The sequence below is a fragment of the Armatimonadota bacterium genome (assembly GCA_018268395.1).
Classification (GTDB): Bacteria; Armatimonadota; Fimbriimonadia; order Fimbriimonadales; family Fimbriimonadaceae; genus JAEURO01.
In genome coordinates, this window is the sequence record JAFDWQ010000003.1 from 527,884 (window position 1) to 547,830 (window position 19,947).

Annotated in this window: 15 protein-coding genes; 6 read left to right on the forward strand and 9 right to left on the reverse strand. The window is 62.5% G+C overall.

Going from position 1 to position 19,947, the window contains the following annotated elements; all coding sequences use genetic code 11:
* Window positions 1-12: 12 nt before the first annotated feature.
* On the forward strand, window positions 13-2,436 hold the full coding sequence (locus tag JST30_07925; GenBank protein ID MBS1714251.1) for a right-handed parallel beta-helix repeat-containing protein: 2,424 nt from the start codon (window positions 13-15) through the stop codon (window positions 2,434-2,436).
* A 112-nt stretch (window positions 2,437-2,548) separates the two neighbouring features.
* Window positions 2,549-3,106, forward strand: coding sequence for a hypothetical protein (locus JST30_07930; GenBank protein ID MBS1714252.1), 558 nt, complete (start codon window positions 2,549-2,551; stop codon window positions 3,104-3,106).
* Window positions 3,107-3,153: 47 nt separating this feature from the next.
* Here the strand turns inward: JST30_07930 and JST30_07935 are convergent, their stop codons facing one another.
* From JST30_07935 to JST30_07960, 6 genes are all read right to left on the reverse strand, one after another.
* Window positions 3,154-3,774 carry a hypothetical protein gene (locus tag JST30_07935; protein MBS1714253.1) on the reverse strand — a complete coding sequence of 207 codons (621 nt, stop codon included), beginning with the start codon at window positions 3,772-3,774 and terminating at the stop codon, window positions 3,154-3,156.
* A gap of 16 nt (window positions 3,775-3,790) precedes the next feature.
* Window positions 3,791-6,565: a LamG domain-containing protein gene (locus JST30_07940; protein MBS1714254.1), complete on the reverse strand. Its 2,775-nt coding sequence runs from the start codon at window positions 6,563-6,565 to the stop codon at window positions 3,791-3,793.
* A gap of 36 nt (window positions 6,566-6,601) precedes the next feature.
* Window positions 6,602-7,903, reverse strand: a complete 1,302-nt coding sequence (locus JST30_07945) for an exo-alpha-sialidase (protein MBS1714255.1) — start codon at window positions 7,901-7,903, stop codon at window positions 6,602-6,604.
* Between the two features lie 68 nt (window positions 7,904-7,971).
* Window positions 7,972-8,877, reverse strand: coding sequence for an amidinotransferase (locus tag JST30_07950; GenBank protein ID MBS1714256.1), 906 nt, complete (start codon window positions 8,875-8,877; stop codon window positions 7,972-7,974).
* The gene (locus JST30_07955) at window positions 8,874-9,269 is read right to left on the reverse strand and encodes a DUF302 domain-containing protein (protein ID MBS1714257.1); all 396 of its coding nucleotides are present in this window, start codon (window positions 9,267-9,269) and stop codon (window positions 8,874-8,876) included. The genes JST30_07950 and JST30_07955 overlap by 4 nt, the downstream gene beginning before the upstream one ends.
* Before the next feature lie 11 nt (window positions 9,270-9,280).
* Complete coding sequence (locus JST30_07960; GenBank protein ID MBS1714258.1) at window positions 9,281-10,483, reverse strand: winged helix DNA-binding domain-containing protein; 1,203 nt, start codon at window positions 10,481-10,483, stop codon at window positions 9,281-9,283.
* 49 nt (window positions 10,484-10,532) lie between these two features.
* On the opposite strand from JST30_07960, the gene JST30_07965 reads away from it, so the two are divergent.
* Window positions 10,533-10,997: a hypothetical protein gene (locus JST30_07965; protein MBS1714259.1), complete on the forward strand. Its 465-nt coding sequence runs from the start codon at window positions 10,533-10,535 to the stop codon at window positions 10,995-10,997.
* A gap of 52 nt (window positions 10,998-11,049) precedes the next feature.
* Complete coding sequence (locus JST30_07970) at window positions 11,050-11,661, forward strand: hypothetical protein (protein MBS1714260.1); 612 nt, start codon at window positions 11,050-11,052, stop codon at window positions 11,659-11,661.
* 2 nt (window positions 11,662-11,663) lie between these two features.
* Here the strand turns inward: JST30_07970 and JST30_07975 are convergent, their stop codons facing one another.
* The 3 genes from JST30_07975 to JST30_07985 form a co-directional block, all read right to left on the reverse strand.
* On the reverse strand, window positions 11,664-12,992 hold the full coding sequence (locus JST30_07975) for a hypothetical protein (protein MBS1714261.1): 1,329 nt from the start codon (window positions 12,990-12,992) through the stop codon (window positions 11,664-11,666).
* Window positions 12,973-16,095, reverse strand: coding sequence for a hypothetical protein (locus tag JST30_07980; GenBank protein MBS1714262.1), 3,123 nt, complete (start codon window positions 16,093-16,095; stop codon window positions 12,973-12,975). Before JST30_07980 ends, JST30_07975 begins: the two co-directional genes overlap by 20 nt.
* 109 nt (window positions 16,096-16,204) lie before the next feature.
* A complete protein-coding gene (locus tag JST30_07985; GenBank protein ID MBS1714263.1) occupies window positions 16,205-16,489 on the reverse strand; it encodes a hypothetical protein in 285 nt (94 codons plus the stop codon).
* 175 nt (window positions 16,490-16,664) lie between these two features.
* Between JST30_07985 and JST30_07990 the strand changes: the two genes are divergently transcribed.
* Together JST30_07990 and JST30_07995 are read left to right on the forward strand one after the other, a co-directional pair.
* Window positions 16,665-18,713, forward strand: a complete 2,049-nt coding sequence (locus tag JST30_07990) for an alpha-L-fucosidase (GenBank protein MBS1714264.1) — start codon at window positions 16,665-16,667, stop codon at window positions 18,711-18,713.
* 2 nt (window positions 18,714-18,715) lie between these two features.
* On the forward strand, window positions 18,716-19,939 hold the full coding sequence (locus JST30_07995) for a family 10 glycosylhydrolase (GenBank protein ID MBS1714265.1): 1,224 nt from the start codon (window positions 18,716-18,718) through the stop codon (window positions 19,937-19,939).
* The last annotated feature ends 8 nt before the right edge of the window (window positions 19,940-19,947 follow it).

The following is a 19,947-nucleotide window of genomic DNA, read 5'->3' on the forward strand; positions in this document are numbered from 1 at the left end:
CAGAATGGGGTCATGCCCTTCCTCGCGGCGCTCGTGTCGCCGGCACCTCAGACCGCCCTCAAGACAGGCACCGTCATCAGCCGCACGACGGTCGTCGCGCCCCGCGTTTATCGGTTGCCGAACGCGGACGAATCTTGGTCGAAGGCCGCGATCACGGTCAAGGGAAAGGGGATCACGGTCGATTTTCGCGGCGCCACGCTACAAGGGGCGGATCCGTCCGTCGAACCGGACGCCCGAAAAGGCCTCGGGGTCTTGGTGACGGGAGAGAACGTCACCATCAAGAACCTTCGGATCCGCGGGTACAAAGTCGGCCTCTTCGCGAAGGGTTGTCAAGGTCTGCGGCTGATCGACTGCGACTTTTCCTATAACTGGAAGCAGCACCTCCTCAGCGATACCGAGAAGGAGGACACTGCGGACTGGATGAGCTTTCACAAGAACGAGAATCGCGAGTGGTTCCGTTATGGAGCGGGCGCTTATCTCGAGGATTGCGATAAGTTCGAAGTCAAGAACTTACGCGTGACGGGTGGACAGTGCGGACTGATGCTGACCCGGTGCGACTTCGGCAAGGTCTGGAACTGCGACCTCTCGTTCAACTCCGGTCTGGGCCTAGGAATGTACAGGTCTTCCGACAACAAAGTCATGCACAACAAGATGGACTGGTGCGTGCGTGGTTACTCGCACGGCGTCTATAACAGAGGCCAGGACTCGGCCGGCATCCTGGTCTTCGAGCAGTGCATGCGCAACGTTTTCGCCTACAACTCGGCGACCCACGGCGGCGACGGCTTCTTCCTTTGGGCCGGGCAGCATACGATGGACACGGGCGAGGGCGGGTGTAACGACAACCTGCTGTACGGCAACGACTTCAGCCATTCGCCGGCGAACGCCATCGAAGCGACCTTCAGCCGCAACGCCTTCGTCATGAACCGGCTGATCGATTGCTGGCACGGGATCTGGGGAGGGTACAGCTACGACACCAAGATCATTGCCAACGTCTTCGCTTTGAACGGCGAGGCCGTCGCGATCGAGCACGGGCAGAAGAACACGCTCTGGCTGAACTCCTTCGACGGAGACACGCTGGGCGTCTACCTGTGGCAGAACGCCGGGAAGCCGGATCCGAACTGGGGCTATCCGAAGCATAAGGACACGCGGAACTTCGGCTCGGTCGTCCTTCAGAACAACTTCAACGGCCTGACGGAAGCAGCCGTCGTCCTCGGTTCGGGAACGGACGTGAAAGTCCAAAAGAACACCGTCAACCAGTCGAAAAAGGCGTTCGTCTTCAGCGGCGAGCAAAACGGGACGATCGTCGGTTCGAACAGCGTGTTCGGCGACGACACGGAGCCGACGTACGTGGGCGTCGCGTTCCGCGACAACGTCTTCTCGAAGAACGACACGACCGTCAAGGCGCCATGGATGACCCGGGGCGGCAACGCCAACGTCTCCAGCGAACCCGAAGGGTTGAAGGCGTACCTGGCTTCGTTCGGCGTGTGGTTCGGGATGCGCGACTTGGAGCACGCGATCGAAGAAGCCCAGGAAGAAGGGTTGAAAGAGGGGTTGGAAGACCTCAAAGCGGTCGCCAAGTACCACGTCGAGCCGCTTGACGACGGCCAAGACCCCTTCATTCCGCAAGGCTCCATCCGCGGACGGCGCTACATCCTTGTCGACGAATGGGGGCCCTATGATTTCCGCCGACCGCTCCTCTGGCCACGCGGCAAGGTCGCAGCCAGCTCGACGGCGATCGAGCCGGACGGTCGCCAGACGTCCTCCGCCACCGAGGGCAGGACGTTCGAGATCCTGGGCCCGACGGGGACTTGGAAGCTGAAGTCGGCGACTCCAGGAGTCACGTTGACCGCGCGTTCCGGCTCGGTCCCTGGCAAAGTCACGGCCCAATGGCCTGCCACGTCCCAGGACATCGACATCGAACTGGCGTACGTCGGAGGAGCGACGGTCGACCACCGAGGCGTCTTTACGCCTAAGGGTCGACCGGTGACGTTCGGTTGGTCGAAGTCTTTCCTTCCGATCGCCTGGACGGTCCGCTTCTGGACATGGGCGCAGGGAAGCGACCCTCGCACGGAGCCGGAGGCCTTTGCCAAAACCTTGGAGGGTGGGCCGGTCGCGACATATGCGGACACAGAACTCAGTTTCGCGACCGGCGGATCGCCACGCCAGGGGGTTCCAGCCGACAGGTTCGCGACGAAGGCCGAAGGCACGTTCGAGACGGGAGCCGGGCCCTTCACGTTGAACGTGACCGCCGACGACGGCGTCCGGGTCTGGGTCGACGGGAAGCAGGTGATCGACGAATGGCACTGGCAGGCACCCACCCAGTACACGCGCGATCTGAACTTGGCGAAGGGGCGTCACACGATCAGGGTCGATCACTTCGAGATCGACGGCTATACCGCCCTGAAGGTCGAGGTCAAGCCCAAGAAGCGGGTTTGACACATTCTTAGAGGGGTCTAAGGGGCCGTTCTGGACGTCCAAGGGGAACTTTTCGTCAAGTCCGTGGTATTTGTCTTAGTGGGCCGGACGTCCGTGCCCGAGGATTGGTTCTATGACTAAAGTCGTTCTCGTCGCGGCAGTCGCCGCCATTGTCGCCCTGCCCGTCATGGCCCTGAACGGAGTCGAATCCGGCCTCGCCAAAGGCGAAAGCGTGACCCCGTTCCATCCGGACCATATCAACGGCCCGCTTAAGGGAACCGACAAGTGCTTCCCCTGCACGTTCGGAAAACGGCCCGCGATCCAAGTCTGGGTCAACAACGACGACATGAAGAACGTCGCCAAGATCGCAGAAAGCCTGCAGGCCAACATCGATTCGCACAAGGCCCAGGAGTTCAAGGCGATGATCGTCGTCCTCACGAACGACAAGGCTGCCACGAAGATGCAGATCGGCAAGGCCCTCGACCTCGGGAAGGTCAAGGACGTGGCGATCAGCCTGATCGCACCGAACCATGAAGCGATCAAAGCCTACAAGATCAACACCGATAGCTCGGTCAAGAACACGTTCTTGCTCTACAGGGATTGGACCGTCGCCAACAAGTTCGTGAACGTGAAGCTCGACGACAAGGCTTGCGGCGAAATGTGCGAAGCCATCAGCGGCCTCGTCAAGTAATCCCGTTCAACGCTGTCAGAAGTGTGGCGCGCCCGGATCGGGCGCGCCTATTTCGTTGCGGACTGCTGGAGTCTCTCAAGGGCGGTTCCGGCCGCCAGTTGGACTTGTCCGCCTTCCGGCGCCGTGAAGACGAGCATCCGCTTGTTCGACGCGAGCCGCAGGACGGTGAGCTTTTGCATCTCGGCCGTCAGTTGGTCCATGAACAGGTCTTGGGCGACACCGGCTTGGGTGCCTCCTTCAGCCGCCTTTCGGGACTCTTCCTGCGCTTGCTGCAGCGGTTTTCCGTTGAACGATTCGTAGGTGAGCGTCAGGCCCTGTCCGTTTTCGGCCCATTTTCCGGCGACCTTCCATTCCGCTTTCATCCTTCGATAGACGAACGTTCCGTCCGAAGCGAAGTCGAAGACGTTCGAGACGGGCTGATCGGCCATTTGTTGGGACAGGGCTCCGATACCGAGCTGCTTGGCGAATTCAGGATCGACATAGTCCGTCAGCGCCCAGTGTCCGACGACGAACCCGCTGTACGATTTCAAAGCCTCCGAGGATCCGAACTCAGGTGCTCCGTCACCCGACCGGACGTCGAACTCGGGCGTCGAGTTCGAAGGAGAAGCACAGCCGAAGAGCGACGCTGTTCCTACCGCCAGGCAAAGACCGATAAGCGACCGCTTCACGGCCATATCTTACCGTTCACGATTTCGCGACGATCTCAAAGTGTTCTGAGACCACGTCTTGGCGCCTTGCCGAAGGTTCGACCTTCAGTTTGACGACTTTGCCGTCCTTGACGTCGCACTCGACGGTCGTCCGGAACGGTGCGTGCAACTTGAAAGAGACGTCCCAATCCTTGGGCCAAGCGGGCAGGATCCTAATCTCCTTTCCGACGCACTGCATCAACATCTCCTGTACCGCGATCAAGATGTTGCCTCCGTGACACTGGTCAGGGAGCCAATCGTAGTTCGGTCCCCACACGGCGGGAAACCGATGGGACGGGTTCGAATTGGCGGCTTTTGACAAAAGGGACGCTTTCGCATCGTCGACGAGGCCCGCGATCGCGGCGACCTGCGCGTCGTATTGCCAACCGGATCGGGCTTTCTCGATCCGTTGTCGGAACGTCTCGCGGGCGGTTTCGAGATCCTCGCGACCCGTCCCGAAGATGCGGAACGGCCAGATCGCATAGAACTCCGTGTTCTCGACGTTGGACCTCTCGTCCTTGTACTTTTCTGCGGGGCCGAGCACCGTCTTGCCGTTCCGGACCGTACGGGGCACGGTAGGGCACGCCCGCGATGCCGCGGCGAACCGCTCGCGGTCCTCGGCCGGCGCTGCACCGAGCGCGGCGATCCGGGCCGATACGGTGCACAGGCCCGCGACGCTGGGCGTGTCGTTCACGACGTCGTGCCAGTAGGTTTCGGCAGACTGGGTGGGCGTGATGACGAAGGTGCCGTCCGCTCCCTTGAGGAACCGCGACTCATAGTACGCCAAGACTCCACGGGCCATCGGTAGGAGCCGCTGCGTCAAGAAGCTCCGGTCTTGAGTCACGTCGTAGTCGTCGAGCATGAGCGAGACGAGTTCTAGCCCTTGCTGCCACGCCCATTGCCACCAGGGGCACAGGACTTCGCCGGGAGTGTGGCCGGACCGGTCCCAACCGTAGTCTCCGTTCGAATAGGTGCCGAAGAAGGACATCGTCTCGGGGAAGTAGACGCCCTCGGCTCCGTAATACGACTTTGCGCGGGAGCGGCAAAGGACGGACACGTCTTCGAACATCCGGTACAGCGGTTCCATCATCTCGCGGTCGCCCCGCGCAGGCATCGACGCGTAAGGGAACCTCGTGTTCTGCCACCAAAAACAGTCGCCCCAACGGCGCCAGTCCTCGTTAAACTCCGGGCCGCCGCTCAGTCCTGGTTCGACCGTAAAGATCGAACCATTGAACTTGATCGGGTACCGGCCACGCCCGGCGCAGGCCGTCACGTACCTCTGCAGCACGTAGGCCTGTGTGACGAAGCTCGAGGTCCCGGTGTTCGGGCCGTCCCCGGCGACACGCTCGCCGTCGAGGAACAGGGACAAGGCGCCGGTTTCCGCGCTGTACGTCATCGCGACGTGTTGCCAAGTCCCGACTTTCAATTCCGGGCCCACGATGGTCTTGTCGCCAACGATGCCTCTGAGTCGGCCACCGTGGGTGTCGAACAAGAAGCCGTCAGACCCTCCTGGAGTGACCTTGTCGAAGATCCGACCGCCTAAGGCGTCGGGCCGGATCCAAGCCGCAAGGGTCAGACCGTCCGGAAACGTCGAAGGGACGGAGAGGACGGTTCCGCGACCTTCGAAGACCAAGCAAGTCCGTCCAGACGCCGGATCCACCTTGGACGTCACGCTTGTCGGATCGAGCGGGGACGCAGACTCTTGGACCGCACCCTGTCCAGCTGCGGCTTTGACCTGGACGGCGGGCCAGTCCGTCGGCAGGACGAGAAGCGCGCTCATGAGGCCGTGGAACCCGCTCCCTCCGCCGGAATCGGAGCCGGCGCGGAACGAATGAGCGTTCTCGGGCACCGACCATCGGGAGTCCCCATCGATGAAGACGTGGCTCCTGCTCCAGAACGACGTCCACCATCGCGCCGTACGGTCCTGGGCCGCCTTCGTATCGATCGAACGGTGTCGGGCGGTTTCTAGGACTTTGAGGAACGGGGCGGGGTCGTCGCACTGCATGCAGGCGGTGGCGATATGCACGGCGTGCGTACGGGCCTGTCCAGAGACGATCGACCTCTCAGAAGCCTTCGTGAAGCCACGGCCCCAGACAGTCCCCCCGAAAGTCCGGCCCTGGAGAGGGTCGTGGTCGGAACCTTCGACGCCTTTGAGACCCTGATGCTCGAGCGTCAACGGCACGACCGACGTCTCGTTCCGGTGGTACCAATCAAGGTGTCCGTCCTGAACGAGGACGGTGTCTGCGGACTCCCAGACTTCGACGGACTCTGGAGCCGAGTGCATCGTCCAGCTCGACTTCAATTCTTCGCCCTTAAGGACCTTGCGCTCTGTCCGCCAGACCCGGAGTTCAGCGGTGACGGTCACCGGGTCTTCGGACTCGACGGAAACGTGGACGGTGTCGGAACCGGAGTCGACGAAGACCGTCAGTCGGCTTCGCCCCATGCGGAGGTCGACCCGTCCCTCCCGCAGACGAAGTTCATGGGAAAACGGCACGCCCGGAGCGTAGGGCGCGGGCAGGATCCGGATCCTGACCTCTCCGAGTTTCAGGAGTCGCGACGCCTCGCTCCAGGCATCGGTGCGGGAGAGGAGCAGTCGGAGTTCGCCGTCTGGAGCGACCCAAAGGTTGGCCCCTGTCTCGCCGTTCCCGATCGGCATCGATCCCGCCGCGCTATCGCTCGGTGATTCCCAGACGACGTTGAATTCGCTCAGCCTGTCGAGCGGATCCGCGGGGGCCGCCTCCAGCTTGGGACGGCCCGACGGACGGTGTTGCATGTCTCATTGTGCGCGGACCTTTCGGGTCGGAACCTGTCAAGCCCTTTGGCCAAGCGTCCAGGACAAGGCGTCGTTCTTCGCCTTACCGATAAAGAGACCTCCGTTGAACACCCACTCGAGCGTATCGTTCGGAGACTCGACCCAGGAAACGTAAACGTGGCGCTTGTCCGCCGCCATGCTGATGAAGTCCAAAGGCGGCCGCATCATGAGGACGTTCTTGGAGACACGGTCCGATGGAAGGAACGTGTCCGATGCCGTGACGGAGTGTCGGACGTGCCAATAGTTCAAGGCTTGTCCTTGGAACAGCCCTTGTCCCGCACGATCGTCCTGCCAGACGACATGAACCCTGCCAAAGGGGTCGGCGCACGCCCATCCGAGCGTCTGGATGTACATGGCATGGTTCGAGGTCCCGAGTTTCTTGGACTCATAGCTCGTGATCGCAGCCGTCAACTCCAAATCGGACAAGACGTTAACGGCAGGACCGAAGGTGACACCGCCGTCCGTGCTCTTGCAGTACTTCAACAGGAGCGGACGATAGGTCGATCCTGCGACCGTGACTTCCGAATAGTTATGGAAGAACGCGTAGACGGTGTCCTTGCCGACCGAGACCAGGCACGTGTACATCCAGCGTTCTTGCGAGTCTCCGAGCGACTTTTGGATCGCACCAAGGGTCTTATGACCGGTGAACGAGAGGCCGCCGTCGTCGCTGTAGGCAAAGTCGATCCGGTCGATGGTGTCGGTGTCGCTCGTTACGCCCCAAAGGGCATAGACGCGGCCGGTGTCCCCGATGGCCACGTGAGGGTCGACGGCCCTGTCCGGTGCTACGGAGAGGTCGATCCGACCCGTTTGGACGTAGTTCAGGCCGTTGTCGACGGACTTCGCATGGTAAACGCCCTGGGACAACGGGCCGCCGATGTACCCGTTCGAATACACCATGTGGACGGCGCCGTCCAGGCGGTCGTAAGCGATCCACTCCCTGTCCAAGGGGCCGGACAAGGCGTTGCCCCTGACCATCGACGTACCTCCGTCCGTCGACGACCAGACCTTGATCCCGTCCAAGGCGGACGACATGTAGGAAACGGCGAGGTCGCCGTTCGGACGGGCGGCGACGGCGACGTCGCAACAAGCGTCCATAAAGGCTTGCTTCTCGGCGAACGTCGCGCCCCAATCAGGGCTGACGAACAACCGCGACGAGATGTGGCAGGTCAGGAAGACCTTTCCGTTGCCATCGACGGCCAAGGAAGGCTCTCCCCCGAATCCGAGACTCTTGACGTCGGCCCATTGAGCCTGTGCGGCGGGCGACAAACACAGCAGCAAGAGAATCCTTGCTAATCGCATAGTACATGTCTATTGTTCAATTCCTAAACATTCCGCACTTAATGAAATCTACGAGCGTTGAGGCCGATTCAGGTCCGCTCGGACAGGAACACTTCGGCGGCCATGCACCGGGCCGAACCGCCTCCGACGCTTTCGATCGTCTCGATCGCGAGCGGGATCAGGTTCCCGTGCCGTTCCAAAGCGCGACGTTGTTCCGCCCGATAACAGTTGAGGCTCGATCGGGAGCAAACGATTCCAAATCCGCCAGATTTTAATGATACGTGAAGGATGTTCGCTCCAAAACTGGCAATTTGACCGGCATCGAGCTCGATCACGTCCCGGCCCGTCTCCAGGAGCGAACGCATCAGAGCCTCCCTCGAGGCTGGGTCGGAAACGGTCGTCGGCCCGACGACGGCGAACGACTCTCCGATCGAGAGCAGCACGTTCGTGTGGTAGACGGGCGACCCTCGGAAGGAAGTGGGAAAGACATGGGCCGTGAACCCTAGCCGTCCGGCGATGTCCTCTAAGACGGCCAGGTCGGTCCTCGACGAGAGCCCCGCATAGGCTGTCCGGGCGATGCGGTCCAGCACCAAGCTTCCCGTCCCCTCCAAATAGCGGCCGGCCGACTCCCAATGGCTCAGATCGACGATCCTCTGCACGTCGAACCGTGATACGAGGTCTTGTGCCCGCCGTTCGGCGCGCCGGGACGACGACGCCATCGGATAGAGAACGAGCGTTCCGTCCTCGTGCGTCGAGAACCAGTTGTTCGGAAAGACCGCGTCCGGCTTTCGAGGTTCGGCCGTGTCGTCAAGGACCGTCACCGAAACCCCTGCCCTCGCCAAAGTCTCGACCGCACGGTCGAACTCTCTGATCGCGGCCTCCGAAGTCCTAGGGTCAGGCGACCGGGCCTGGAACACGTTGCTTTCGACCGTCTCCGGATTGACGCCGAAGTGGGCCGGACGCACCATGAGGAGCCTGTCCGAGCACTGTTTCACTTGGCCGCGTCGACGATGGTGCGCAGTTCTCCGTCGATGACGTCGGCTGACGCCGTCGGCACGTCGCCTCCGCCGAACAAGGTCGGGACGATCTTGCCTGGCCGAAGCGCAGCGATGTACGTGCTTCCGTTCTCCGTGTAAACGAGGACCGAGCACGGCATGCAGAGGGCCACGAGCGGGTTCCAAGCCAACATTGCATCGGCGTGGGCGGGAGCACAGATCTCAAGGGTCTTGTACTGTTCCCTTTGGGGAAGCCCTTTTCCAGCGAGGATCTCACCGAAATCATGGGAGCCGAGAATGCCCCACTTGTTCGCCTCGACGGCCCTTCGAAGGGCGACGACGGCCTCCGAGAACGGCTTTTCAGTCCGTTCGACGATCGCGAATTCGAGCATGACGTCCCGAATTATGAGGGAGTCAGTTCCGCTCGCAGAGCCTTGATACCCTCGATCCTGTGTTTCCGGCTGACAGGACTGTCAAGGCTGAAAGTCCGGGCGTCACCGATCTGGCCGGCGACGAAGGCCCTGGTCTCTTGCGCACGGTGGGCGACAAAGTCTCGGTCGCCCGACCACGCGGCGTAGACGAGCTCTTGAGACGACGGGTCGAAATCCCACACGCCGATCAATCGGCCCCGATCGTAGATGGCGTGGTTCGAGAGTTCGGTCACACTCGAGAGCTTTTCGGAGGACTTCGCACCCATGACCGCAAGATCGCCGTCGGCCGGATCGATCAAATCGGCCAGCCCGGCGCGTAGGTGCGAGACGTTGTCGATCGGCCCGACGAACACGCAGGTCGGAGCCTGGGGCGCCTCGAACCCTTGGAAGGCCTTCAAGTCATGACGGTGAAGGAGCAGGCCGTCTCCGACGTCGACAAGGTCGAGTCCTGCTACGGCGTCCTTGGACGCCTGGACCCCGAGACCCGAGAACCACTGGAACTCCTTGAACCTTGCCGGCCCTGTCCACTCGAAGTACTCCGTAGCGAGTCGCTTCAATGCGTCCGGCCGGCCGTCAAGTGAAGGGCGCGGCCCGGACGCCCAAAGAGCGTAGGCGTAGCGTTGACCGTCGATCCTTCCGGTGAGCGGGACCCTTCGGATCTCGCCCGACGCCTGGAGTTTTCCGAGCGCCAGAGGCAGGCTTGTCGTGATCCCGCGCTTCTTGCCTTCCGGCCCAAAGTTCCGGACTTGGTCTCCAAGTCTCGCCTTGAGCCCGACGGGGTCGAGCGGACCGTCCTTCAAGGCCCCGAGGACGGACGCTTGGAGCGCCTGCAGTTCCTCCATTGTCGCTCCCAAGTGCCGGACCGCCGTTCCGATCGCTGCCTCCTCGCCGAAGCCTTGACCTGCCGAAAGTCCGATCGCGAAGTGCGACGAGGGAAGGACGTACGTGCATCCTCGCGCGCTCGGGAGTTCATGGAGCCGGAGCGCGGCCACGGACCGATCGACCTCTTCGCGGCTACAGCCGCACCGGGCCCAGAGAGCCAGGTACGGGTTGGCGCCCCCGACGGAGCGCGACCAACCGGTCTTCTCCAAGACGGTCTCCGGCGGACTTCCCATGAGCGAACCGTCCAGTGCCTGCTTGTGCGCCCACCAAGCCCGCAACTTTTGCAGTTCCATATCCATATCGGAACGGACGTCGGGGGCCAAAGTTCCGTAAGATGTCGCGATGGCTCTGAAAGAGGATCTCATCGAGGCGTGGGAAGTCAATGTCCGCATCGGTCTTTACTTGCTTGACGCGATCGACGAAGCCGACCTTGGCCTCAAGTCCGATAAGTCCAAGACCGTCCGTTCCCAGTTCGCGCACATGGCCTCCGTCCGCGGCATGTGGCTGAAGGCGGCAGCGCCGGAGATTTTCGCGAGTTTCGCACCGGTGGACAAGGACTCGGCCGACAAGGCGTCTTTGGCCGAGTCCCTACGGTCGAGCGGAGAACTGGTGACCTTGCTCCTTCGTTCCGCCCTCGACGAAGGTCAGCGGGTCAAAGGGTTCAAACCGTCCGCCGCCGCCTTCGTCGCCTATCTGACGGCCCACGAAGCCCACCACCGCGGCATGCTCGAGCTGACCTTGCGACAGGTCGGACGTCCCGTTTCCGACAAGGTCAGTTACGGACTTTGGGAGTGGGGTTCGCGATAGGACCGGGATCGGTCACAGGGGCGGCTCGTCAAACAGTATGGGAGAGATGACCGTGAACACGAAAAAGGTAAAGAAGAGCATCGCAACCGGGCTTGCACTGATGACGGTCGCGTTCGCGGCGGCACAGGTCCAAGACGACGGTCGGCACAGAGAGGAGCCGACGCTGACCGATGCACGGGCCTCGCAGGCTCTGAGCGCGGCGATGCGGGACTTGACGTCGGCGGGACGACAAGTGGAGTCTGCCTTGCCGGTCTACGGAGGCAGGAGACAGCAGATCAAGTACAAGATCGTGTTCGCCCTCGAAGACTTGGCCGCATTGAAGAACGTCGGCGGTCGGCCCGCCGGCCGCGCACACCGACTCGAGCCGCTTTCCGACCGGCTCCGAAAAATCCCGGCCGTGCGCGAACAGTCGCGACAAGACTTTTTGAGCAGCCAGATCAAAACGAGCGACCAGGCCATCAACGCGGCGGGCTTGTCCCTCCTGGACGCCAGGGATTCGCTTTCAAAGATCAAGAACGATCCGAGCGGCCGCCTCGGGATGGCGCGGCGACTCATCGACATGGCCCTGGACGATGTCCGGCGGTCGATCGGACGGATCGACGACCCTAGGCCGAAACAGGAACGCGACCTGCACAAAGTCGGCACCGGCCGCCGAGGCGGCTAAGGTCACCGTCCAAAACGGGACAATGGGATGCGGGCCAGTCCTGTCCGCGTCCCGATCCACACTGCGTCCGGTCCGACCGCGAGGGCTTGCACCTCGCGGATCGGGAACGGGGTCGTGATCCGCTCTGCCTTGTGGCCCGTGACCCGGTACAGTCCTGTCCGCGAACCGAACACGACCTGGCCGTCCACCGATCCGATACACGTCACGTTTTCACCGAGAGTTCCGCCGACCGTGACCGCCGAAGCCGAGTCGACTCTGACGAGTCCGCCGACGAACGTCCCGGCATAGACGCTCTCGCCGACGCGGGCGAGGCATGTCACCCAGTCGTCTGGAAAGCCGTGGCGCTCGTCGACCCACCGGACGGACTGTCCCTCGACAAGGGCGGCGCAACGGCCCTGCGTCCCGAGCCAAACGCCGCGGCCGGTCGGCAGGAGGCAGGTCGTCGCGCATCCGGACAACTCCGAGTCCTGCAATCGGTGGTCCCAGGTGTCTCCCGACCAACTGCTCCAACCCGCCCATTGGGCGACGAACAGCCTGCTCCCGTCCGGGGCCGAGACGATGGACCTGGCCTGCTTACGCGGTAACGACGGTGTCAAGACGTCTCTCGACCAGGTTCCGTCCTGGAGACGGTCGACCGTCCCGTCCGCCTGCCGGACGTAGAGCGCGCTTCGGAACACGGCCGCTTCCCGGGGAGACTTTGATCCAGGATCTTGAGGGCTCCAGCCCTGAGTCGTCAAGAAGGACAGACCCTCTTGAAGCGTCGATACGACCACATGGCCCTGGAAGAAGGTCAATGCCTGGACGGAGTTTCCGGGAGGTTCGTCAAAGGGGACTCGCGACCAAGCCTTGCCTTTCAGTTCGTACAAACCTGAGCCGGCCGTCCCGACGAGCCTGGTTCCTTTTGCCGCCGCGGTCGACGTGGGTGCGCCCGCTTCTGGAGGAAGCGGCGGTGCGAACGGCCGGCCTTCGACCGTCAGTCCCGATGACCGATCGGCTTGGACCGGTTTCTTTTCGGACGGAAGTCCCTTAGGCCGTGGCGACACGGCCCACGCTCCTTCGCTTTCGACGTACCAAGTGCCTCGCGAGAGGACGACCGTTCGCCCTTGAACGTACGACACGTCTTCGAGTTCGTTGTCGGGCAGTCCGTCGGCGACCGTGGCTTTCGTCCATCGGCCGTCCGGACCTCGCCTCAAGAGCCCTCCGGAAGTGGCGACTGCGAACGAACCGTCCGGTTTGCTCGCGACCGCTTTGACCCAGCGCGTGGAGGTCAGGACCTCAGCGCGGGCCGATTCCGGATCCGGTCGCACGAGGCTAAGGACGAGGAGGAACATCGGCGACCGTTTCGACCCGGTTGTGGGCTTTGTCGAACGCGACGACCGTCACCTTTCCCCACCAACCTGGCGGGGTCTCCAGTACAGTGGCGTAAAGCCCGGGACGGACAAGGAGCAACGGGACCGGAGCGCCCCATGGGACGACGACCTTGACCCGGGCCAAATCTTGGGTTCCTTCCACGGTGATCCGGAGCTTGCCGTCCGTCCAAACCGCTTTGGCCGATACGACCGGAGCGGAGAGGTCGACTTGGAACGTCCAGTCCGTCGAAGACGTCTTCCCGTTCCGGTCGATACCGATGACGTGGACGGTCTGCAGACCGGCCGTCGCAAAGAGCGGTACGTCGAATTTGGCTTCCCATCGTCCGGATTGGGCGTTGAACGTCAACTCCTGGTCATGGTTCCAAGGGAACCTGGCGAACGCTCGGACGGTAGCGGGCGGTAGTCCGACGGAGAGGACCGGGTCGCCCATCCGGGCATGAAGTTCCTCAGCCTTTTTGCGCAGCTCTGCGATCTGCTTTTCGAGCTCTGGGGTCAGTTCGCGCTTTTCGAGTTTGTCGATGAGGGCTTCGGTCTCGATCCGCTCGATCCGCCAGCCGATCCACTCTTGGCCCCGCCAGTCCGGGTTAGCGTCACGGAAGTCCTCCCGGAGTTTCGAGACCCGGTCCGGGTCGGGCTCGGGGTTCCGGAGTTCCATCAAGAACTTCCACCTTGCGTCTTCACCCCAGTAATTGTCTTCCTGGGCCCTTTTTAGGGTTTCGTCCGGATCCCGCTGCAGGAGAGCGGCGAAGGCCCGGATCGCCCGTTCGTGTTCGGCGATCATGGCGTCGTCCGGATCGGGCCGCCACCGCTGCCCGGAGATCGCCATCGCTTCTTCGTCGAGCTGCCGCAATAAACGGTCGTCGACCTCCTTCAGCATCGAGCGGAACTTGGCCTCTTCGATCCGCTTGCGTTGGCGCTCCAGATCGGCCCTGACCGATTCCACGGATTCGCCTCCGAGCAGCCGGCTACGGGCTTCGTCGACGATCTCCTCTGCGGGCTGGCTCCAAAGGTAGTGCTCTGCGTCTCCGACGTAGACCGTGCTTTCGGAGAGTTCACGGTACCTCTCAGCGCTGCGGAGTTTCGCTTGGACGCCTTCGTCCTGGAATCCGGACTTTCGGACGGCGCGGCCAAGATCGGGGATGGCTTCGAACATCCGGGCCCTTGCGACCTGCTTGACCTGTTGCTTGACCGAGGACGGAGCGTCGAACCAACCGAAGACTTGGTCGAAACCGTCCAGGCGTCGCTGAACGGCCTGGACGTGTTCGGAACCGGATTGTCCGTCCAATTGGGCGATGGCGAGGGTTTTGGCGATCTCCTGCGCATCGTAAAGGACATAGGGGCCGAACGCCGTCCGGACGTCACCGGACATCCAGTCCGTCGCACGAAGGACGTGGGCCTTCAAGGTCAGCGCCCGGTCGGTCTCCCGCCCTTGGCCCAGAACTTCCTGTTCGTATTCCGTAGCGCCTTGTTGCGTCGCCCAGGTCACAACGTGGTTCCAAGATCCGTTCCGGTCTCCTAACTGGAACCAGGCTTTCAAGCGCTCGGCCTCCTTGCGTGCGGCGGATTCGTCGATGGCGCCTTTCCCGATATGTCCTTCCAGCTTCGTGACCTGGGTCCGGACCTCGCTGTCGGCGTCGAGCCACAGTTGCCCGCGACCGATGTCCATAGAACGGGCCAAGGCCATGAGCCTGCGAAGTTCGCCTCTCTCCCGAAGACCAGGCGACGCGCCCGCCGCGACCCGCTTGCTCCAGGCCGTCGAGATTTTCTCGGTCTCGCCGTCCATGATCCGGTAGGCCGCTTCTTGGAGCACTCCTACGGCTTGGTCCTGGACGTCCTTCGGCTCCTTCGAGATCCTGGCCATGAGCCGGGCTCTGACGGCACGGTACGAAGCTCCCTTCTGCAACGTCGCGGAAAGTCGGTTCGCTTCGATGACGGCGTTGGCCGCCCTGATGTCCAGTTCGAACCTTTTTCGCTCGGATTCTGGGATCGCTAACCAACTGGTGTACGGACTGGGCAAGAGATATCGCTTGCTCAACGCTCTGACCCGGGCTTCATTGGCCTTGGCCTTACCGAGCCTCTCGATCTCGTCTTGCGCCCAAAGTTTGCTCAAGGCGGCCTTCTCGCCGCGGAACTCCAGACTCACGGCCGCGTCTCCCTTGAACTTCTGGCCCGTCAGCCGGACGTTCAGTTTTCCAGGCCCCTGGGCACGGCCGGTCACAAGAAGCGTCTGCCCGGCTTGAAGGTTGGCCCTTCTTTCGACGTGGATCCCTGACGTCCGTACGCCCGATAGCGCGACTTGAGGCCTGCTGATCGCGGAACCGCTGGATACGAGCAACGCAAAGTATCCAGCGCCTGTACCGGACGAACCGCTCGACATCACCTTGACGGCGCTGTTCCGCGACTGCAGTCCGACTTTAAGGTCCTTGTCCGGGCGCCACTGCTTCCCTTCGATGCGCAGCCGATAACGTCCGTTTTCAAACGTCGACGGGGCTCCATAGTTGTTCACGATCTGGGTGACCCCCGCCGGTGCGGCGCCCTCGACGGTGACGACGGCGCTTTCGATCGGCTGGTCCTTGGCGACTTTGACCGGTAACGTGAACGATCCGTCGCGCGCGGTGCACACCACCGTCATCTCGATCTTCAAGTCGGACCGTTGTTCCACCGGGAAGATCCTGGCCCGGAACGTCCGTTTGCCGATCAGTTCGACGAGTGCAGGATCGCGACGGACGGTCTTGATCGCCGAGTAGATCTGCGCAGCCCGTTCTTTATCGACGATGCGTGCGACGACTCTCTCTCGCTTGTACCAATAGGCGAAACCGATGACGACAGATCCTTCGGGAACGGTGAACACGAAATCGGCTTCGGTCTGCGCATGTGCCGGGTTGAAATAGGTCATGTTCAGGACCGTCGTCGCAACGGGCCCGTTCAACGTCGCGCGAAGGTCTAACGACTTTTGCCGGATCGGTGCGAACTGCGATCCCTGGAGCTTAAGGAGGGCCTGGCCCCACGCCGAAGGAAAGACCGCGAGGAGACCGGCAGCGAGGGCCATGGCCCGTAAGCGCATGCCACTATTCTAGCTTGGTCGAGACTGTCCTTCGCAGCGAACGAAGGACGGGCCGCCCGGTCTCCCGGACGGCCTGTGACGTCGACCGACGCTTGCGGTCTGACACGGGTTAAGGCCAGTACGTCCAAGTGTCCGGTAACCGGCGTTCCTGGACGACAGGGTAGACCCGGCCGTTTCGGAACACGTAGTAGACCGTGTACTCGACGTTGCCTCCGCCCCAGTACCAGTTCCGTGAGTCGACGGCGACGGGAGAGACCGACCGCACCATCGAAGGGTTCACGAACCGGGCGTTCGCCGAAGCGGCCCGCACGGACTGTCCCAGTGCGACGGACGGTATGAAGATCGCCCCCACGAGCCCGGCGGTCACCGCCAGGGATGTGAGTTTTCTTTTCATCGTCTTCCTCCTGGCCCGGGGGTCGTGCTCTCCCGACCGGGCCGTTCATCAGCTAGGACGCCGGACGCCCTGTGCGGCACCGGTCGCGGGCTGCGCGCGGCCCCAAAGTCCCTCCCGTGCGCACTCCGGACACGATTCAGGCCCCTGTGCTCTACCGGTATAGTCGCGTCACGCCATGTTCGCCCGTTCGCTCCTGCTCTTGACTTTGGCCGCCCTCCCCCTCTTGGGACACGCCCAAGAGACGAAAGTCCAGAAGGACGCCCGCATGAAGTGGTGGCGCGAAGCCCGCTTCGGCATGTTCATCCATTGGGGCACCTATTCGGTCCTGGCCGGAGAGTGGAACGGCCGAAAAACCTACGGCGAGTGGATCCGCGAAGAGGCGCACATCCCGCTGACCGAGTACGACAAGGTGAAAGACCGGTTCAACCCGGTCAAGTTCGACGCGGAGAAGTGGGTGTCGCTCGCCAAAGGAGCGGGGATGCGCTACATCACGATCACGTCGAAGCACCATGAGGGCTTCGCGCTGTTCGACTCGAAGTTCAGCGACTATGACGTGATGGGCACGCCGTTCAAGCGCGACATCATGAAGGAACTGGCGGACGCTTGCGCCCGGCAAGGCGTGACGATGTGTTGGTACCACTCGATCATGGACTGGCACCATCCCGACTACCTGCCCCGGCGTTCGTGGGAGACGGGCGACAGACCCGCGGCAGGCGCCGATATGGACCGTTACTGCGAGTTCCTCCATAACCAAGTGACCGAACTCCTGACCCGCTACGGGAAGATCGGCGTGATGTGGTTCGACGGGGAGTGGGAGTCGACGTGGAACCACGAGCGCGGACAAAAGCTGTACGACCTGTGTCGCAAGCTTCAACCGAACGTGATCGTGAACAACCGCGTCGACGTCGGTCGCGGTGGCATGGGCGGGATGTCCGACGCAGGTTTCGCCGGCGACTATGGCACGCCCGAACAGGAGATCCCTGCGACAGGCATGCCTGGGGTCGACTGGGAGACCTGCATGACGATGAACGACCACTGGGGCTACTGCCGCGAGGACAAAAACTACAAGACGACCCGGCAGATCCTCCGCATGCTGAGCGACATCGCTTCGAAAGGCGGCAACTATCTTCTCAACGTCGGGCCGACTCCCGAAGGCGAGATCCCCGCTGAATCGGTTCAACGCCTCAAAGAGATCGGGGCCTGGATGAAGGTCAACGGCGACGCGGTCTACGGTACGCATGCCAGCGTCTTCAAGTCGTTGCCGTGGGGGCGGTGCACGGTCAAGACCGCGCCGACGGGCTCGACGCTGTACCTCCACGTGTTCGACTGGCCCTCGAACGGAAAGCTCATGGTCCCGGGCCTCGGTAACCAAGTGGTGAGCGCCCGCCTGATGGCGTCCAAGTCCAAACTTTCGGTGTCGTCGACGGTCGACGGCGTGATCGTCTCCGTCCCGAAGTCGGCTCCGGACGCGGACGTGAGCGTCGTCGAACTCAAGGTCAAAGGCGCACCGATCGTCTACAATGCGCCGGAGATCCTGACCGAGTCTGCGGTCTTCGTCTCGTCGGGCAAATTCAAGATTCAGACCGGATCCAAGGAGATCCAGGCCCGCTACACGTTGGACGGATCGGAACCGACCGCCAAATCCGCGCTGTATGCGGGTGCGGTCGCCGTCAAGTCTTCTGGCATCGTCAAAGCCCGAGGATTCCGCAACGGAAAGGCCGTGACGCCGACCGTGGCCCAGACGTTCACGAAGATCCAGCCGTTGCCCGCACAGCTCGGAGCCCGGTTGGGCGATACCGAACCCGGCATCAAAGTCGGGGTCTATCCTGGCAAGTTCGAGTCGATGCCGAAGTTCGAGACCCTGCGTCCTGAAGAGACGAAGAAACTCGATCTGGTGACCTTGGCCGACGATCCTAAGCGCGAGTTCGTGGCCCGGCTCTATACGGGCTACATCAACGCCCCGGAAGACGACGCCTATAAGTTCTGGCTCCTGTCTGACGACGGCTCGAAACTCTGGATCGACGGTCAACTCGTCGTGGACAATGACGGCCTCCACTCTCCCCTAGAGAAAACGGGCGTCGTCGGACTGGCTAAGGGCTTCCACCATGTGCGCGTCGAGTGGTTCAACGCGTCCGGTGGAGCCGAACTGCAGCTCAAATGGGCCCAGGTCGGCGGGGCTCCGCAAGTGGTCGGAAAGTCGTCGCTCCTTCGGAAGACGAAGTAGGCATGCAGACACGAGGATTGTGGTGCGGGGCGTCCGATTGTGGGACGTCCCGTAGCGAGGTCGCCGAGTTCGCCGCCCGCGTCGCCGATGCCGGATTCAACCTCCTCCTTCCGGAGTTGAAAGGCGGTCACGGACTCCTCCGCTACCCGTCCAAGCTCTTCCCACAAGCGGTCGAGAAGCCCTATGACGAACTCGACCTACCTGCCCACCTTTTGGAGGAATGCCGGAAGCGGGGGATCGAGCTCCACGTATGGTTCATCGATTTCTTTGAAGGCGAGAACGGACCGGCGGTCACGGCGCGCCCGGAGTGGGCCGCCCTGGACGCCCGTGGTCGTCCCACGAACGAGGAAATGCTTCGGGGTGAGCGGTTCACGGGACTCTGGATGTGCCCTGGCCGCCGTCCGGGCTACACCGACCAGTGGCTCGTTCCCTTGTACCGCGAGTTCGCAGAACGCTACGATTTCGACGCCGTCCACCACGACTATGTGCGGTATCCGGGCGACCTGGCTCCGGACCAGTATTGCTTCTGCGACGCGTGTCTCGACGACCTTCCTCGCTGGGCGGGCTACGTCAACCAGGCGTTCCCCGAAGAGCCGTTCGACCACGACCTCTATGACCGGGAGTATCTCGAAGCCCACTGGGAGCAGTCGCCCCGCGTCCTTCCCGCGTCTTGGGCAAAACTGAACCGGACTGAAAAGTCGCGGTTCTTGCTCGAAGGTTCGTTCTTCCGCTACGGACGGGCCGACTTGGACACGTTCTTCTATCAGTACCGGAAGGAGGCCGTCCGCGATTTCGTCAGACTTTCGCACGAGGCCGTGACCGCGGCCCGCCCCCAAATGGGCGTGTCGGCCGCCGTCTTCAAGAACCCGGTCCACAGCGGACGCTTTATCGGGCAGGACTGGAGGGAGTTCGTTCCTTGGGTCGACACCATGATCCCCATGGACTACCGCGATCATTTTCCAGGCACCTTCGACCACTACCTCGGATTGCTCGCCGAGGCGATCGACCGACAAAAGCTTTGGTCGGCAGGGTGCCGTCGCTACCTGACAGGTTTCGCCCTTTGGTCCCTGATCCGGGGCGTCGAAGACGAGTCGAAGCGGGGAGACCATATGGTGGAAACGATCCGGTTGATCGCCGAGAACAACGCTGACGGGTGCTGTATCTTCTGTGCAGGCGACTTGTCCCGCTATGGACTTTGGGAGCGCGCTGCGGCCGCCCTCCGGTAGCATTCGGG

Excerpts from the sequence above, each read along its gene's own strand:
- JST30_07925 (MBS1714251.1), top strand. The coding sequence starts at position 13 with ATGCCCTTCCTCGCGGCGCTCGTGTCGCCGGCACCTCAGACCGCCCTC.
- JST30_07930 (MBS1714252.1), top strand. The coding sequence starts at position 2,549 with ATGACTAAAGTCGTTCTCGTCGCGGCAGTCGCCGCCATTGTCGCCCTG.
- JST30_07940 (MBS1714254.1), bottom strand. The coding sequence starts at position 6,565 with ATGCAACACCGTCCGTCGGGCCGTCCCAAGCTGGAGGCGGCCCCCGCG.
- JST30_07945 (MBS1714255.1), bottom strand. The coding sequence starts at position 7,903 with ATGCGATTAGCAAGGATTCTCTTGCTGCTGTGTTTGTCGCCCGCCGCA.
- JST30_07955 (MBS1714257.1), bottom strand. The coding sequence starts at position 9,269 with ATGCTCGAATTCGCGATCGTCGAACGGACTGAAAAGCCGTTCTCGGAG.
- JST30_07960 (MBS1714258.1), bottom strand. The coding sequence starts at position 10,483 with ATGGAACTGCAAAAGTTGCGGGCTTGGTGGGCGCACAAGCAGGCACTG.
- JST30_07965 (MBS1714259.1), top strand. The coding sequence starts at position 10,533 with ATGGCTCTGAAAGAGGATCTCATCGAGGCGTGGGAAGTCAATGTCCGC.
- JST30_07975 (MBS1714261.1), bottom strand. The coding sequence starts at position 12,992 with ATGTTCCTCCTCGTCCTTAGCCTCGTGCGACCGGATCCGGAATCGGCC.
- JST30_07980 (MBS1714262.1), bottom strand. The coding sequence starts at position 16,095 with ATGCGCTTACGGGCCATGGCCCTCGCTGCCGGTCTCCTCGCGGTCTTT.
- JST30_07985 (MBS1714263.1), bottom strand. The coding sequence starts at position 16,489 with ATGAAAAGAAAACTCACATCCCTGGCGGTGACCGCCGGGCTCGTGGGG.
- JST30_07990 (MBS1714264.1), top strand. The coding sequence starts at position 16,665 with ATGTTCGCCCGTTCGCTCCTGCTCTTGACTTTGGCCGCCCTCCCCCTC.
- JST30_07995 (MBS1714265.1), top strand. The coding sequence starts at position 18,716 with ATGCAGACACGAGGATTGTGGTGCGGGGCGTCCGATTGTGGGACGTCC.